The organism is Sphingobium sp. YBL2 (assembly GCF_000943805.1).
GTDB lineage: Bacteria > Pseudomonadota > Alphaproteobacteria > Sphingomonadales > Sphingomonadaceae > Sphingobium > Sphingobium fuliginis.
Genome location: NZ_CP010954.1, coordinates 78,060 through 94,468 on the forward strand (window position 1 = coordinate 78,060; position 16,409 = coordinate 94,468).

Annotated in this window: 13 protein-coding genes; 5 read left to right on the forward strand and 8 right to left on the reverse strand. The window is 63.1% G+C overall.

The features are described from left to right. Nucleotides 1-191: 191 nt before the first annotated feature. The 5 genes from TZ53_RS00415 to TZ53_RS00435 all read right to left on the reverse strand — a co-directional run bounded on the left by TZ53_RS00415 (nucleotide 192) and on the right by TZ53_RS00435 (nucleotide 6,912). Nucleotides 192-953, reverse strand: a complete 762-nt coding sequence (locus TZ53_RS00415) for an SDR family NAD(P)-dependent oxidoreductase (RefSeq protein WP_044660060.1) — start codon at nucleotides 951-953, stop codon at nucleotides 192-194. A 14-nt stretch (nucleotides 954-967) separates the two neighbouring features. Then, nucleotides 968-2,152 (reverse strand): acetyl-CoA C-acyltransferase, encoded by a 1,185-nt coding sequence (locus tag TZ53_RS00420; protein ID WP_044660061.1) that lies wholly within the window; start codon nucleotides 2,150-2,152, stop codon nucleotides 968-970. A 110-nt stretch (nucleotides 2,153-2,262) separates the two neighbouring features. Further along, nucleotides 2,263-3,558, reverse strand: coding sequence for a pyruvate dehydrogenase complex dihydrolipoamide acetyltransferase (locus TZ53_RS00425; RefSeq protein ID WP_044660062.1), 1,296 nt, complete (start codon nucleotides 3,556-3,558; stop codon nucleotides 2,263-2,265). Nucleotide 3,559: 1 nt separating this feature from the next. Beyond that, entirely contained in the window at nucleotides 3,560-5,899 is a 2,340-nt protein-coding gene (locus tag TZ53_RS00430) for a transketolase (RefSeq protein ID WP_044660063.1), read from the reverse strand. 86 nt (nucleotides 5,900-5,985) lie between these two features. Beyond that, on the reverse strand, nucleotides 5,986-6,912 hold the full coding sequence (locus TZ53_RS00435) for a 3-keto-5-aminohexanoate cleavage protein (RefSeq protein ID WP_037483882.1): 927 nt from the start codon (nucleotides 6,910-6,912) through the stop codon (nucleotides 5,986-5,988). A 391-nt stretch (nucleotides 6,913-7,303) separates the two neighbouring features. On the opposite strand from TZ53_RS00435, the gene TZ53_RS00440 reads away from it, so the two are divergent. From TZ53_RS00440 to TZ53_RS00455, 4 genes are all read left to right on the forward strand, one after another. Beyond that, a complete protein-coding gene (locus TZ53_RS00440; RefSeq protein WP_044660064.1) occupies nucleotides 7,304-7,897 on the forward strand; it encodes a VOC family protein in 594 nt (197 codons plus the stop codon). Nucleotides 7,898-8,157: 260 nt separating this feature from the next. Beyond that, complete coding sequence (locus TZ53_RS00445) at nucleotides 8,158-10,575, forward strand: TonB-dependent receptor (protein ID WP_044660065.1); 2,418 nt, start codon at nucleotides 8,158-8,160, stop codon at nucleotides 10,573-10,575. A gap of 155 nt (nucleotides 10,576-10,730) precedes the next feature. Then, the gene (locus TZ53_RS00450) at nucleotides 10,731-12,173 is read left to right on the forward strand and encodes an amidohydrolase family protein (RefSeq protein WP_170825561.1); all 1,443 of its coding nucleotides are present in this window, start codon (nucleotides 10,731-10,733) and stop codon (nucleotides 12,171-12,173) included. 67 nt (nucleotides 12,174-12,240) lie between these two features. Then, nucleotides 12,241-12,621, forward strand: a complete 381-nt coding sequence (locus TZ53_RS00455; protein ID WP_044660066.1) for a nuclear transport factor 2 family protein — start codon at nucleotides 12,241-12,243, stop codon at nucleotides 12,619-12,621. A gap of 42 nt (nucleotides 12,622-12,663) precedes the next feature. On the opposite strand, the gene TZ53_RS00460 is transcribed toward TZ53_RS00455, so the two are convergent. Together TZ53_RS00460 and TZ53_RS00465 are read right to left on the reverse strand one after the other, a co-directional pair. Then, on the reverse strand, nucleotides 12,664-13,698 hold the full coding sequence (locus TZ53_RS00460) for a zinc-dependent alcohol dehydrogenase family protein (RefSeq protein ID WP_130029761.1): 1,035 nt from the start codon (nucleotides 13,696-13,698) through the stop codon (nucleotides 12,664-12,666). Between the two features lie 64 nt (nucleotides 13,699-13,762). Next, on the reverse strand, nucleotides 13,763-14,524 hold the full coding sequence (locus TZ53_RS00465; RefSeq protein ID WP_044660067.1) for an SDR family NAD(P)-dependent oxidoreductase: 762 nt from the start codon (nucleotides 14,522-14,524) through the stop codon (nucleotides 13,763-13,765). Between the two features lie 361 nt (nucleotides 14,525-14,885). Here TZ53_RS00465 and TZ53_RS00470 point away from each other — a divergent pair, with 361 nt between their 5' ends. Further along, the gene (locus tag TZ53_RS00470) at nucleotides 14,886-15,284 is read left to right on the forward strand and encodes a nuclear transport factor 2 family protein (RefSeq protein ID WP_170825560.1); all 399 of its coding nucleotides are present in this window, start codon (nucleotides 14,886-14,888) and stop codon (nucleotides 15,282-15,284) included. Here the strand turns inward: TZ53_RS00470 and TZ53_RS00475 are convergent. Further along, nucleotides 15,252-16,244, reverse strand: coding sequence for a LysR family transcriptional regulator (locus TZ53_RS00475; RefSeq protein ID WP_052628055.1), 993 nt, complete (start codon nucleotides 16,242-16,244; stop codon nucleotides 15,252-15,254). The two genes, TZ53_RS00470 and TZ53_RS00475, sit on opposite strands and share 33 nt — an antisense overlap. Nucleotides 16,245-16,409 lie beyond the last annotated feature (165 nt).

Below are 16,409 nucleotides of genomic sequence, written 5' to 3' on the forward strand. Positions count from 1 at the left end.
AGGCGGATCTCCGACAGAGGACGACAATATCGACAGCAAGCGAATGCTGATCCGGGTCGAACAGGGCAAGGGCGGCATGGACCGCGAGGCCATGCTCTCGCCGCAGTCGCCCGAACCGCTTCGGCATTTGGCGCCGTTGCGGAAAAGCGCTCGATCATTTCTGCCTTGACATTCGGGCCGCCGCTGCGCGCTTATTTGGGGGCCATCCTGATCGCTCCGTCCAGGCGAATGACCTCTCCGTTCAACATCGGGTTGGTTATGATGCTTTCCACCAATTGCGCATATTCGCCGGGCTGCCCCAACCGGCTGGGGAACGGCACCTGCTTTCCGAGGGAGTCCTGGGCCTCCTGGGGCAGTCCGGCGAGCAGCGGCGTCCAGAAGATGCCCGGTGCGATCGCCATGACCCTTATGCCATAACGCGCAAGCTCTCGCGCTATCGGCAGTGTCATTCCAACGATTCCACTCTTCGACGCGGCATAGCCGGCCTGACCGATCTGCCCATCATAGGCGGCAACCGACGCCGTGTTGACGATGACACCGCGCTCCTCGCCAACAGGTTCGGCGGTGTGAAGCCGCGCGGCGAAGGCGGAGAGCACATTGAACGAACCTATGAGATTGATCGTCACGATCCTGGAGAAGTCGGCAAGCGGCATCGGACTGCCGTCGCGATCTATCACCTTGCGCGGCGTGGCGATGCCGGCGCAATTGATCAGGATGCGAGCGACGCCGTGCCGCGCCTCAGCTTCCGCGATCGCCGCGTGAACGGCGACTTCGTCCGTCACATCCACGGCCAGGAAATGTCCTCCCAACTCCTCCGCCTGTGCGGAGCCGAGCTTCGAATTGAGGTCGAAGATCGTGACCCTGGCTCCTAAGCGGGCAAGGCGCAGTGCCGTGCCAGCCCCGAGCCCCGATGCGCCTCCCGTGACGATTGCTGCAACGCCATCGATGTTCATCGCTTGTCTCTCCCTCAAATCAGTTCAATTGCCATTGCGGTCGCTTCGCCGCCGCCGATGCACAGGGCCGCGACGCCGCGCCGACCGCCCCGGCGTTGAAGCGCCGCCAGCAAGGTTGCCAGAATGCGCGCGCCCGACGCGCCTATCGGATGGCCCAGGGCTGTCGCCCCGCCATTTACATTGAGGCGGTCATCGGGGATTGCCAAATCGCGCGCCGCGATCATCGCTACCGCGGCAAAGGCTTCGTTCACCTCGAACAGGTCGACATCCTCAACCGACCAGCCTGTTCTGCCGAGCAACGTCCGGATGGCGTGAACGGGAGCGGTGGTGAAGAGCGCGGGAGCATGCGCATGCGCCGCGGCCCCGCTCAAGCGCGCTATTACCGGCATTTTGAGCCGCTCGGCAACGCTCCGCCGAGTCAATATAATGGCCGCCGCGCCATCGGAGATCGATGCCGAACTCGCCGCAGTGATCGTGCCGTTTGACGCGAATGCAGGCTTTAACGTCGGTATTTTCTCCGGCCGCGCCCTCCCCGGCTGCTCGTCCGTTGCGATGAATTGCGAGCCTGACCGCGTCCTTACAGGCACCGGCACGATTTCTTCGGCGAAGGCGCCCGTTTCGATTGCGGCCCGCGCCCGCTCCAGCGACCGAAGCGCATAGGCATCCTGCATCTCGCGCGTGAACTGATAGGCATCCGCCGTATCCTGCGCGAACGCGCCCATCGGCTTGCCCACGCTATAGGCATCCTCGAGACCGTCCATCATCATTGTGTCGATGACGCGGTCATGTCCGATCCGAGCGCCAGAGCGATGTTTGGGAAGGGCATAGGGCGCATTGGTCATGCTTTCCATGCCTCCGGCGACGATGACGTCGGCGGCGCCCGCTCGCAGCGCTTCGGCCGCCATGATGATTGCCTGCATGCCAGAGCCGCACATTTTGTTCACTGTCGTGGCCTGAACGCTCTCCGGAAGCCCGGCGCCGAGAGCGGCCTGTCGCGCCGGCGCCTGGCCGAGCGCCGCCGGCAGCACGCATCCCATGTAGATGCGGTCGATTGCTTCGCCCGGCACCTTGGCGCGTTCGACTGCCGCACGGACGGCGATAGCGCCAAGCTCCGTTGCGGCGACCGATGAAAACGCGCCTTGAAACCCGCCCATCGGAGTGCGGGCATAACTGGCAATCACGATAGGGTCGGTCTGCATAAATTTCCTTCAGCTTCAGGCGGATATGTCCGCTCCTGCTCCACGGATCTGGACAGCGCCTTCCTCGAATGATTTGAGGAAGAACAAGCGCCCCCCGGCACTTGTCATGATCAACTGCACAGCAGGATCGGCGTTTCGACAAGGCCGCGGAATGACTGCATGAACTGGGCCGCCAGGGCGCCGTCGATTGCGCGATGATCGAAGCTCGCCGTCGTCGCCATGATCGTCGCGAGCCCCACGGCACCATCGACCTTCCACGGCTGCTCCACCCCTGCGGCCGTGCCCAGAATGAGAGCCTGGGGCGGATTGATCACCGGAAACATCTCGTCGATCCCGAACATGCCGAGATTGGAGATCGAGCAGGTGCCGCCCTGATATTCCTCGGGCAGCAGCTTGCCATCGCGCGCCTTCGCGGCGAGCGCCTTCGTCTGCGTCGCTATGGCGGAAAGCGACAGCGCCTCAGCGCCCTTGATCACCGGAGTGATGAGGCCGCCGTCGATCGCAACCGCCATCGATATGTCGACGCGCGCGAAGCGATGCAGCTCCTCGCCGCCGAACTGGACGTTCGCGTCCGGCACTTCGACGAGCGCGAGCGCCAGGGCCTTGATCAGCATGTCGTTGACGCTGAGCTTGATGCTGCGCGGCGCGAGAGAGGCGTTCAATTCTCTGCGCAGCTTCAACAGCGGATCGATGTTGCAGCGTGCCGTCAGGTAGAAGTGCGGCACCGTCTGCTTGGATTCGGTGAGGCGCCGCGCGATGGTCTTTCGCATCGAACTGAGCTTGACCGTCTCGACAGGAACGCCGGAAGGCGGTGGGGCGATGGTCGCGACAGGGGACGGCACGGCGTCGATCGACCGTGCGACCGGGTCGTGGCGCGGGGTGACCAATGGCCCGATGCCAAGATCGGCGCGAACGATGCGGCCGTTGGGGCCGGTACCGGTGATGCCGCCAAGGTCAATGCCCTTCGCCTCCGCAATGCGCAATGCAAGCGGGCTAACCTTCACCCGCTCGGCGGGCGACACACGGGTGCGCGGCGCCGGCACCCTTGGCGCGGGCTTTGGCCGGACCGACTCTGGAGCGGATGGAGCGAGCGCTTGCGCGGCCTCGACAGGTCGGGCGATCGTCGGCTCGGCGCCGGCCAGCACCGGCCTGGGCGCGGTCTCGCCATTCTCCGCCATGACGGCAATGACCGTGCCGACCGCAACGTCTGCCGTTCCTTCGGGAACCACGAGGTTCGTTATCCTCCCCTCGTCCACGGCTTCGAATTCCATCGTGGCCTTGTCGGTCTCGATCTCGGCGAGGAGATCGCCGGCCTTCACCAGATCGCCCTCGGCGACCAGCCATTTTGCCAGCGTGCCCTTTTCCATCGTCGGCGACAGCGCCGGGATCTTCAGTTCGATGGCCATGTCAGTTTCCCAGGAAAAGTTCGGCGGCGGCTTCGATGATGGCGTCGCTGTCCAGCCGATAGGCGTGATAGAGATCGGGCAGGTCCCCGGTCTGGCCGAAACGGTCGGTCCCGAGCGGGCTCACCCGCATGCCCTTGACGCCGCCGAGCCAGGACAGCGCGGCGGGCGATCCGTCGAGCACCGTCACCAGGCCCGCGCCCGGTGCCAGCGCGGATAGCAACGTCTCAGCATGGCAGGGCGCGGCCGTTTCATCGGTCCAGCGCGCGGCGCGACGGGCCGACCAGCCGCGATGGAGCAGGTCAGGTGAGGTGACATTGAGCAGGCCGAGACCCGGAATGTCGTCGACAAGCTTTTCCCACGCCGCCAACGCTTCGGGCGCGACGACGCCGGTGAAGGCAATCGCGGCTTCAGCCCCTTCGGAAGGACGACGCAGCCAGTAACCGCCCTTCAACAGGTCGGCTTGCCAGCTGACGTCATCGCGTGCGACCTGCGGGATCGATCGGGTCGTCAGGCGCAGATAGACGGAGCTGCCGTCAGGCTGCTGCATATGGTCGAAGGCATAAGCCATCATCATGGCCAGCTCGTCGGCATAGGCCGGCTCGAAATAGGTGAGATTGGGCTGACCCATGCCGATCAGCGGGGTGTTGATCGACTGGTGCGCGCCGCCTTCCGCTGCCAGCGTGATTCCCGACGGCGTGCCCACCAGGAGGAAGCGGGAGTCCGAATAGCAGCCATAGTTCAGCGAATCGAGACCCCGGGCGATGAACGGGTCGTAGACAGTGCCGACCGGCAGCAGCCGTGTACCGAAATGCGGTGCGGCAAGGCCCAGCGAGGCCAGCATGAGGAAGAAGTTGTTTTCTGCAATGCCCAGCTCGATATGCTGACCCGCCGCATGCTGCGCCCATTTCTGTGCCGAGGGAATCTTCGCCTTGTGGAACACGTCGGCCAGCTCCTGCCGGCGAAACAGGCCGCGCTGGTTGACGAAGGCGCCGAGATTGGTGGTCTGGGTGACGTCAGGCGCGGTGGTGACAATGCGATCGGCCAGCTCCTCGCCCGATTTGGCGAGGTCGAGCAGGATGCGTCCGAAAGCGGCCTGGGTGGATTGTTCGGCACCCTCGGGCGCGCGGATCGCCGGAACGGCGATTGCGGGCGCCAGCGGTTCCGTCTTGACCTTCGCGATCGGACTGTCGGCGATGAAAGCCTTCAGCTCTGTTGCGGCATTGTCGCCAAGGCCGCCCCAGGGTTCCCACTCCTCGCCTTCCCTGATGCCCAGGCCGGTGCGGAACTGCTCCATCTGGGCCGGGTTCATCATGCCCGAGTGATTGTCCTTGTGGCCCGCGAGCGGCAACCCGTGGCCCTTGACCGTATAGGCGATGAACAGGGTCGGCCGGTCGTCCTGCGCGCTGTCGAATGCGTCGACCAGCGTTTCGATGCAATGGCCGCCCAGATTGGTCATGAGCCGCGCCAGAGCCTCGTCGTCATAGCTGTCGAGCAGCTTCCGGGCGTTCGGTTTCTGGCCGATGTCGGCCATCAACCGCTCGCGCCAGGCTGCACCACCCTGATAGGTCAGCGCAGCGAATTCGGCGTTCGGGCAGCTGTCGATCCACTCTTCCAGCGCCTTGCCGCCTGCCTGAGCGAAGGCGGCCTGCTGCATCTTTCCGTACTTTAGCGTGACAACGCGCCAGCCACATGTCTCGAAGATATCGTCGAAGCGCCGGAACATGCGATCCGCCGTGGTCGCATCCAGCGACTGGCGGTTATAGTCGACGATCCACCAGCAGTTGCGCAGATCGTGCTTGTAACCCTCGATCAGGCATTCGTAGATATTGCCCTCGTCGAGTTCGGCATCGCCCATCAGCGCGATCATGCGACCCGCATCCTCCTCCCGCACCTGGCCGTGCGCGATAAGATAGTCCTGGACGAGTGAAGAGAAAGCCGTGACCGCGACGCCCAGGCCGACCGAGCCCGTGGAGAAGTCGACGGGGATAGTGTCCTTGGTACGGGAAGGATAGCTTTGCACACCCCCCAGACCGCGGAATTTCTGCATGCGATCGAGGGTCTGGTTGCCGAGCAGGTAATGGATGGCATGCAGTACCGGCCCCGCATGCGGCTTGACCGCCACTTTGTCCTGCGGACGAAGGGCATGGAAGTAGAGCGCCGCCATGATCGCGGTCATCGACGAACAACTGGCCTGATGGCCGCCGACCTTCAGGCCATCACGTTTCGGCCGAAGATGATTGGCGTTGTGAATCATCCAGGAGGAAAGCCACAATAATCGCGTATCGAGATGCTCGAGCGCGTTGACGATGTCGCGTCGCGACTGGCTGCTCGCGGCTTCCATGCACTTGATCCTTCGAATTCGATCGGCGGTCGATAAATTGAGGAGGGCCGCCGCGGGTGTCACACCCTCCGCGGCTTCTTGCGTGATCAGATGAGCGTCCGGTCGGCGCCCTTCAGGCCCAGCATTTCGCGCGCTTCGGCGGGTGTCGCGGGCTCATGGCCGAGTTCGGCCAGGATGCGCTTGATCTTCTCGACCTGCTGGGCGTTCGATGCGGCGAGTTCGCCACGTCCGATATAAAGACTGTCCTCAAGCCCGACGCGAACATGCCCGCCCAGCAGCGCCGCCTGGGTTATGAACGGCATCTGGTGGCGGCCCGCCGCCAGCACCGACCATTTATAGCTCTCCTTGCCGAAAAGCCGGTCCGCGGTTTCCTTCATGAACACGAGGTTTTCGAGGTGCGCGCCCACTCCACCCAGGATTCCGAAGACCATCTGGACGAAGAATGGCGGCTTGATCAGGCCACGATCGATGAAGTGCGCCAGCGTGTAGAGATGCGAAAGGTCATAGCATTCATGCTCATATTTGGTGCCCATGCCGCCCAGCGTCTCGAACATATAGGCGATGTCACGGAAGCTGTTGCGGAAGACATAATCGTCCGAATTGGCAATATAGTCCTTTTCCCACGGATATTTCCATTCCGTGATCTTGCCCGCCACGGGAAACAGCGCGAAGTTCATGCTCCCCATGTTGAGCGAGCATATCTCGGGCTGGAACCGGAGCGCGGCCGCGATGCGCTCCTGGACGGGCATGGTCAGACTGCCGCCGGTGGTAAGGTTGATGACCGCGTCGGTGCGCTGCTTGATCACCGGCAGGAAACGCGCGAACACCTCCGGATCGCCGGTCGGGTGGCCATCCTCGGGCCGACGTGCGTGCAGGTGGATGATCGCGGCCCCTGCTTCGGCGGCGGCAATCGACTCCTCAGCGATCTGTTCGGGGGTAATCGGCAGCGCATCGGACATGGTCGGCGTATGGATGCCTCCCGTGATTGCGCATGAAATGATGACTTTGGCCATGAAGCTCTCCATTAATAGGCCACCGCGCAAACCTCTCGGATCGCTTGGATTATTGCCTCGCCTAGCGGACGGCATGAGCCTCCCAATAGGCGCGCCCCCATGGCATGGGCAGATGGCGCATCCCGCCCTGAGATGCGTGGCAGGCATCGCTCAGGTCCCTTGATTGCGCTTGCTGCGGATGTGCGGATGCCAGGCAGCCGATAGGTGCCAGCTATCGCCGGCAAGTTTCTGCCATATCGGTTTTATAGCTTTGGGCGACTAAACTCCCGCGATGCGGAGCGCGCAATCCTGCGGGTTTGTTCGGCGAAGGGCGGCGCCCGAAGGAAACAAGGCGCACAAATGATGGGCGGCGTGGCCGTCCCGACGGAAAAGAGAGACTAAGGAGAAGACAATGCAGATGCTTGATGAACGCCGATCCGAGATCGCGGCGAAAATTGTTCCGCCTTCGAAACTCGCTCATTTTGTTCTCCGCACGTCCCGCTTCACGGAGATGGTGGATTGGTACAAGCTCGTGATGCATGCGACGGCCGCCTACGAAAATCCGGGCTTGTCTTTCCTGTCCTACGATGAAGAGCATCATCGCATCGCGATCGTGGCCGTTCCCGATCTGCACGACCAGGACGGTTCCGATGTCGGCCTGCATCATATCGCCTTCACCTATGACTCGCTTCACGACCTGCTGGAAAATTATCAGCGCCTGAAAGATCTTGGGATCGCGCCTGCATGGGCGATCAATCATGGCCCCACCACCTCGCTCTACTATCGCGACCCGGACGGCAATCATCTCGAATTCCAGGTCGAGAATTTCGAGACTGTCGAAGAATCGACGAAGTTCTTCTTTACGGAAGAGTTCAACGTCAATCCCATCGGCGTCGAGTTCGACCCGGACATGTTGCGTCAGCGGATGCTTGCGGGTGAGGACGAGACGGAACTCAAACGGCGTCCTGCAAGCGGACCGGTGGGACTGGACGCAGTCAAGATCTGACGAGGCCGGGATTCCATCGGGAACCGCGTGCCGGGCCTGAACAGGGTCGAGGGATTCCGTCGGCCCAGGGCTGCTCGTAACTTGCGGCTGGCGCACGCGCGGCGCCGGCTGCTTCATCCGCTTCATCGAACCGACGGCCCTGATGCCCGCTGCCTATCATGGGACAGAAACCGCCATCGTTTCCTTGAATAGCTAATCTTCAATAATACAACAAAGCCGGTGAATGTCGGCAGATCATAGATAAATGTCGGGAGGAAAAGATGCGTGTATGGCTGGTGACGACCGTTGCGTCCGTTTGTTTGATGCCGGGGATCGCCCTCTCGCAAGGCGCGCCGGCGGGGTCGGCCGTGCAGGAACCCGCATCGGCGGAGGAATCCACCGCCAATGGAACGGGTCTGGAAGAAATCATCGTAACCGCCCAGCGCCGGGTCGAAAGCTCGCAGCGCGCGGCGGTTGCTATAAATGTCGTCGACGGCGCCGCGCTGCTGAAGGCCGGCGTGACGCAGGCGGATCGGCTCAACGAACAGGTTCCTGCGCTCTCCATCCAGCCGACGAGTACCGGCAATCTGATTTTCATCCGGGGCGTCGGCAATTTTACCCTTACCCAGAACAGCGATCCGGCCTCTGCGTTCAACTATGACGGCGTTTATGTGGGCCGCCCGACCGGCACGGTCGGCGTTTTCTACGATCTCGAACGGGTCGAGGTGTTGAAAGGTCCGCAAGGAACGCTGTACGGCCGCAACGCGACGGGCGGCGCGATCAACGTCATCCCCGTGCAGCCGAAGCCTGGCGATTTTTCCGGCCATGGCTCCCTGAGCTATGGCAATTACGATGCCCTCATCGCGGAAGCAGCGGTCAACATACCCATGGGCGATGACGGGGCTCTCCGCATATCGGGCATGCGCTCGAAGCGGGATGGCTATAATCGCGATGGAACATCTGACGAGGATATTGCCGCATTGCGCGTGCAGTTGAAGGCACGCCTGACGCCCAACCTGACCGTTCGCCTCGCCGCCGACCATGCGGATCTGGGCGGCGTGGGTACGAGCGTCGGTTACGACGGGCACTATGTCTATAATCCTCTGGCCGGCCGATACGCCTTTGCGCCGGCGAGCGTGCCTGCCTCCGATGGCGTGCTCACGCCTTTGGCGCAGGCCTATCGCGTCACCGTCAACGCCGGCCCCGCAGGCCGCAAGCTGGACCCGCTGGCCATCGCGCCCTATCAGAACAATCGGTTTTACGGCGCCAACGGGCTGATCGAGTGGACAACGCCAATCGGCACGCTCTCGGTCATCCCTGCATGGCGCTACAACAAGCTCGACTATCTGGCGACCAGCGGCGCCTTCGGGGCGCTCCAGCGCGAGACCGATGAGCAATACAGCCTTGAGGCACGTTTCGCCGGCAACCGCGTCGGCAGCATCGACTATACGATAGGCGCGCTTTACTATCATGAGGACATCTCTGCCGATGTCGCGCTGAGCACCTCGGCTTCGGCAGCATTCTCCAACGCGCGCTACGTCACGGAATCGATCGCGCCCTTCGGCCGGCTGACACTCCATCTGAACGACCGCGTCAGACTTGTCGGCGGTATCCGCTATACCGAGGATCGCAAGCGGTTCGCCGGCACGAGCATCTCAGGCGCGATCGTCTGCCAGCTACGGGTCGCGGGCGTGCCCACCTGTCCCAACGCTCCGCTCTTTCCCGTTGTGGAGACGCCGGCGCAGTTTCCCTTCGCCTTCCCCGCGGCGGGATCACCGCCGGTGCCGCTGCGCGTTGGCGGCGTGCCCACAGGGGCTCTCCTCATCCGCGGCGACCGAAACGACGATCAGCGCCTGACCAACCGCCGCGTGACATATCGCGGCGCGGTCGAGTTCGATCTGGCCCAGCAATCGATGCTCTATGCGAGCGTCGAAACCGGCTATCGGTCGGGCGGCTTTTCAGCCGCCACCGGTTTCGAGACATATGATCCCGAATTTATCACAGCCTATACGGTCGGATCGAAGAACCGGTTTTTCGACAACCGGGTGCAGCTCAACATCGAGGGTTTCTGGTGGGAATATAAGGACCAGCAGGTGTCGTCCGTCCGTCCCGACCTTGCCGGACGCATCACCAATATCACCCAGAATATCGGGCAGTCGCGCATTCGCGGTATCGAGGTGGAGGCGCGGGTGTTGGCCACTCCGACGACTTTGATCAGTGGCGACGTCCAGTATCTCGACAGCCGCAACAAGTCGTTCACCTACGTAAACCAGAATAGCGGCGTGCCGCCATTGACCGGCTGCATCGCCACTCTGGATACCGCGGCGAACCGTTATAATGTGGATTGCGCGGGCAAGCCGGGCTTCAACTCGCCGAAATGGACGCTGAACATCGCTGCCCAACAGACAATTCATGTCGGCGATTTCGACCTCGTCGCCAGTGCCGATACGCAATATCGCAGTTCCCGGTATCTGGGTTTCCTCTATCTCCCCGAACAGCGCGCCTCGGGCGTCTGGCGCAGCAATGCGCAGTTGAGCTTCGGTCCGGCGAACGGAAACTGGTCGATCGCTGCGTTCGTTCGCAACATCGAGAATAACCGCACCCCGGTCTTCTCCTCGACGCAACCCATCGCCAACATCCTCGTATCGACCCGCGCCGCGCCGCGCACTTATGGCGCCCGCGCCGCTGTGAAATTCTAGAGCAGATTCCGATCCGATTGCATCGGCTCGACTGCTCTAAGTTTTTGTTTTGTCGTGTTTTCCGAGTCAGCAGATGATTCCATCTGCTTGGAAAACGCTCTAGCTGGGAAATGTCCGTGCATAAGAGAAACCAAGTCAAATCCTTCGCAACGGCCTTGCTGTCGATAGTCGCCGCCGCGCCGCTGGCCGCCGCGCCGCCCGTGGACATGGTGCGCCAGGGCGTGGTCCTTGACGGCGTGACCGTCATCGATACGCGCACCGGCGCGGCAAGACCCAACAGCGCCGTGTGGATACAGGGCGAACGGATCGTCAAGGTTGCGCCGGCGCACAGCTTCAAGGTCGCTCGCACAGCACGCCGCGTGTCGCTGCCAGGCAGGTTTGTCGTGCCTGGCTACAACGACATGCATGCGCACAACCTGAATAGCGCAAGTCCCGCGACGAGCCTGCCGCTCATGCTGGCGAGCGGAATTACGGGGTTCCGCCAGATGGCCGGCTCTCCGGAATTGCTGGCGGCGCGTGCATCGGGGAAGCCTATCCTGCCGCCAGAATCCCCGGCCCTGTTGGCTATGCCCGGTGCGATACTCATCCCCGGAGCAAGCGCCACTGCCGAGTGGATGCGGGCCGAAGTCCGCCGGCAGAAGCAACAGGGCGCCGATTTCATCAAGATAGCGGATGCCGGTCGCGAAGCCTATCTGGCGGCGATTGACGAAGCGCGTCTCAACGGGCTTCCGATCGCAGGCCATCTTGTCCCGTCGGTCACGATCAGGGAGGCCGCCGGGCATGGGATGACGTCGGTTGAGCATCTTGGCCCAGGCATCAGCGTCCTGCTGAGTTGCTCGCGCGACGAGGACGCGTTGCGGCGAATCCTGTCTTCGGCACCGGAACCGGCGGAGGCTCCGGCGAATGCCGCGCCGGAGGAGTGGAAGCGGCTCTTGGCCAATCCCATGGCGCAGCTTCCGCCGCCCGCCATCAGGCTGATCGCGCGGACGGTAGCGACGTTCGACGAAGCGAAATGCCGCACGCTCGCCCGCGATCTCGCGGCCGGGACCATGTGGCAGGTTCCGACTCTGGCGCGACTGGAAGCGATGGAGATAGGCGACGGCCCATCCCTGCGCGACAATCCGGACAATAAATATGTGCCCGCGGAATCGCGCGCGCTCTGGAACTCGGTCGGTGATGCGTTCAGCCGCCGAATGGCCGCGGGCGACCGGGAGACGCTTCGGAATCTGTTCGAACTCCAGTTGAAGGTGACGAAGCTGTTCGACGAAGCGGGCGTCAAGATGCTGGCTGGAACGGACTTCGGCGGAGGGTGGCTGCCCCCTGCTTCATTGCATCATGAGTTCGACCTGCTCGCGCGAGCCGGCATTCCTCCCTTGCGCATCTTGCAGATGACGACGATCGACGCGGCGCGCTTTCTCGGACGGGAACGGACGATGGGCGCGGTGGAGCCGGGGATGGCCGCCGATCTGGTCGTCCTCAATGCCAATCCACTGGCGGCGGCTGGAAACCTTCACGGCATTGCCGCCGTGATGCGCGCCGGACGCCTCTACATGCGTGCGGAGCTCGATGCGCTGAAGCGGCGATCGACGCCGCGATGAGGGGCTTTTCCGGCGGTCGCGGCGCCAGTGCACTTCTCTGAACCGGGCAAGCATAAAGGACGAGCATATGAATCACTCGGTCGAGGACGTCATCCGGGAGTTGGAGAATCGGAGGATCGCCGCTCTCGTGTCAACGGACCTGGCTGCCCTTAACAATCTCCTTGCCGATGATCTCGTGCATGTGCACGGAAACGGGAAAATCGACGATAAGGAAGAGTATCTGCAAGGTGTGGCCAGCAAATATCGTTACCATTCCATCCAGCGAGGCGATCTCAACATACGCGTTTTCGGGAATGTGGCGATCGTAGTAGGTCGTCTGTCGCAAACGGTCTCGTTTCAGGGAGACGACAAGCGGATCGACATGAATGCAGTGGTCACCCAGACGTGGACCCGCGACGCGGACAATTGGAGGCAAAATAGCTGCCATACCGGTGTTGTTTCATCCTGAGATATGCCGCCGGTTCGTTGAACCAACAGCATCTTTCGTAATTCACGCCAGGCCGAAATCCAGCACGATCTTTCCGACGACATCTCCCCGTTGCAGGGCCTCCATCGCCGCGCCGGCCTCCTCCCAAGGCAGGACGCGGCCGACGACGGGATGGATCTCGTGCTGAACAAGCGCACGGTTCATCGCCTCGAACATCTCTCGCGAACCGACCGTGACGCCGCGAATTCGGGCATTCCTGCCATAGATGTGCCGCACATCGATCGGCTCGACCGCGCCGCTCAACATGCCGACCACGGAAATCGCGCCGCCCAGCCGAATGGCCTTCAGGCTCTCCGTAAACGTGCCGGCTCCGCCGACCTCCACGACGAGGTCTACGCCGCGGCCGTCCGTCATCGAAAGCGCAGGGGCGCTCCATTGGGGATCGTCTCGATAGTTGATGCCGCCATCGGCGCCCAGCGCACGCATCTGCTGCAATTTGGCGTCGGACGAACTGGTCGCCAGAACCGCCGCGCCAGCCATCTTCGCGAATTGCAGGGCGAAGAGGGAGACGCCTCCCGTGCCCTGGACGAGCACGACCGATCCCGGCTTCGCCGCGCCGGAGTGCATGACGGCGTTCCAGGCCGTCAAGGCCGCACAGGGCAAGGTTGCCGCCTCTGCCGCCGAAAGATGCGATGGAGCCGCAACCAGCGCCTGCTCGGCCGCCGTGAACATCGTCTGCCCAACGCCGTCACGCGCGGCCCCAAGCGGGCGGCGGCTTTCAGGAGAGAGTGCGCCAGCGATCCATTCCGGGAAAAAGAGCGAGCAGACGCGATCCCCCGGCCGCCATCGCGTGACGCCGTCGCCGACCGCCTCCACGATCCCGCAGGCATCCGAGAACGGGATATAGGCCCGGCCCGGTCGATCGATCGACTTTCCCGAGATCATGGCAATATCGCGATAGTTCAGCGCGACGGCCGCTGTTCGCACCCGCACTTCATGCGCGGCGAGCGGCGGCAAAGCGACGTCGGTCATGAAGAGCCGGGCTTCGCCATCTTCGACGCACACTGTCAGAGCTTTTCCCTGGCTGCTTCCCGGCATGAATATTCTCCCGATGATGATGCTGGCGCGGTTCGGTCGGGCCGCCGCGTTGGCCGGTCCCGGTTCAGCGGGGACCGAGGCGTACCGCGCCGTCGAGGCGGACCGTCTCTCCGTTCAGCATGGGGTTGCTCGCGATCGCGAGCACGAATTGCGCATATTCCCTCGGCTGGCCCAGGCGGCGCGGATGGGGCACCTGTGCCGCAAGGCTGCTCTGTACCTGCGGACTGAAACCCTCCACCATCGGGGTCAGAAATACGCCGGGAGCGATGGACACGACGCGGATGCGATGCTCCGCCAGATCGCGCGCCAGCGATAGGGTCATGCCTGCGACGCCCGCCTTGGACGCGGTATAGGCCGCCGTCCCGATCTGCCCGTCGAACGCGGCGATGGACGCCGTGTTGACGATGAGTCCCTTGTCCTCATCGGCAATGTCGGCCGCGACCAGGCGCGCTGCGAATTTCGAACTTGTGTTGAACGTGCCGACAAGGTTGACGTCGATGGTCCTGCGGAACCGATCCAAGTCGTGCGCCAGCCCGTCCCGGTCCACCGTGCGCGCCGGAAGCGCCACGCCCGCACAATTTACCAGCAGGCGCGCGGTACCGTCCCGGGCCGCCGCCGCCTCCATTACCCGCGCGACGCTGAGATCGTCGGATACATCGACCTGATGGAAAGACGCGCCGATCTCAGCGGCTCGGGAGACACCTTGATCTTCCTTGAGGTCGAAGATCGCGACTTTGGTCCCCTGCTCCCGGAGCATTCGCGCCGTCGCCAGGCCAAGCCCCGATGCGCCCCCGGTCACGATAGCGGGCAATCCCTGCAGATCCATCGCCTTTATTCCTCCCCAATTCGTTCGCTTCCTGTCCGCTTCATCAGCGGCAAACCGGGCGAATCCCGACGGTCCTGACGGCCCGTGACGGGACCGGGTGTCGCCGGGACCGGACGGCGCCAGCCCCGCCTGTTACCGCCAACGCTTAAATGGCCTTGGCCAAGCCACAAAATCGCTGTGGATGATGCAGCACATAAATATCGATGATGGATCTGTCGGCCGCGCGGCAACTCGGATCGACCGCGCTCCCCTCGATAGGACACCGCTTGTATCGCGGTAACTGATAATGCCTATCAGCGCCGCCGATTGGCCCGCCGTTCCATGTTCCAATAGAGTGCCGGCATTTCAGAACCCATGGTGCATGAAGGCAATGATGTCCGATACGAACGATGCAGAGGTGCAGGCGGTATATGACGCCGAGCGTCGCCGGCGCGAAGCGTTGGTGACGCGCGACCATGACGCGCTGACCCGGCTTCTGTCGCCCACCTTGTCCCACACGCATACGCCAGGACATAGCGAGACACTGGAAGAGTATCTGCGCTTCGTCAGGGAAGATGTCTTCTTCCTCGACATAAGGCGGGACAAGCTGGCCGTTCGGCTCTTCGGCACGGTCGCGGTCATGACGGGTTCGATGGACAGTGTGATTCAGATACGGGCGAACGACCAGACCGTCTCGTTGCGCGCCCAGGTCCTGCAGGTCTGGGTCCAGCAGGACGGACAGTGGCGGCTAGAGGCGTTTCAAGCGACCGCGATCTCCTGACGCGGCAGCGCCTGGCGTTTCCCGCTGCCTCGCTTCTCGCCTGCTGCGGATGTCCGCGCTGATTTCCTGGAGCAGCCCCCGCAACCAGACATGGCCCGGATCGCTGTTGTTGCGAGCATGCCAGAATGCCGCCTCCGTGATCGGATCGACGGCGAATGGCGGCTCCATGATGCGCAGATGGAGCATCGGCGCGAGCATCGCCGCCAATTCATAGGGCGCGATGGCGATCATGTCGGTTCCGGGGAGCTGGAAAAGCTGGCTGGTGAAGCTGCCGATCATGACGCGGTCATGGGTGGCGACCCCCGCGAGCCGATGAGCGACATCGGGCACGGTGGGAATGTCATGGTTGGAGCTTGCATGGGGAAAGCGCGTATATTCGGCCAGCGTCAACGGCGACGACACCGGATGATCGGCGGAGACGACGCAGACGAAACGGTCCTCGATCAGCGGCATCCGGTTCATCGCCTGAAACTGGTCATCATCGGCGAAGACCCTCTGATCGTCGAGGGTGATCTGCATGTCGAGGTCGCCAAGTTGAAGCGGATCGAAATCCTTGGTGAACCGCTCAGCCACCGCAATCCTGACATTGGGCGCCTCGATGCTGATCCGCTGCATCAGGCCCGGCAGGATCGTATGGGTGCAATAATCCGACATGGCGAAGCGGAACGTGCGCTGCGACGTCCGTGGATGGAAGCTGGGGCCGACCTGCAGCAGCCGCTCAATGACCAGGATCGCCTCATGGACCGGATCGACCAACGCCTGCCCCTGCGGCGTCAGTTCCATCCCACGGCCGACGCGAATAAGCAGCGGATCCTGGAAAATCTCCCGCAGCCGCTGCAGGGACCCGCTCGCCGCCGGCTGGGTCACGAAGAGCCTGCGGGCCGCCCGCGTCACGCTTTTCTCCTGCAACAGCACATCCAGGGCGCGTAGCAGGTTGATGTCGAACTGGGTCAGCTCCATCCTATCCCCTCCAGCCGGAATCCTGTTGCTGGCGGTTCAGGTCCCGATCGAAATCCCTTCAGCGCACCCCGCCGCGATTCCCATGCTGGAAGGCCTGGGCGCGAACGGTGGGCCGCCGAATAGGCATTCGATCATGGCGCGCGCGCCGAAAGGGTGCAAGCGTGG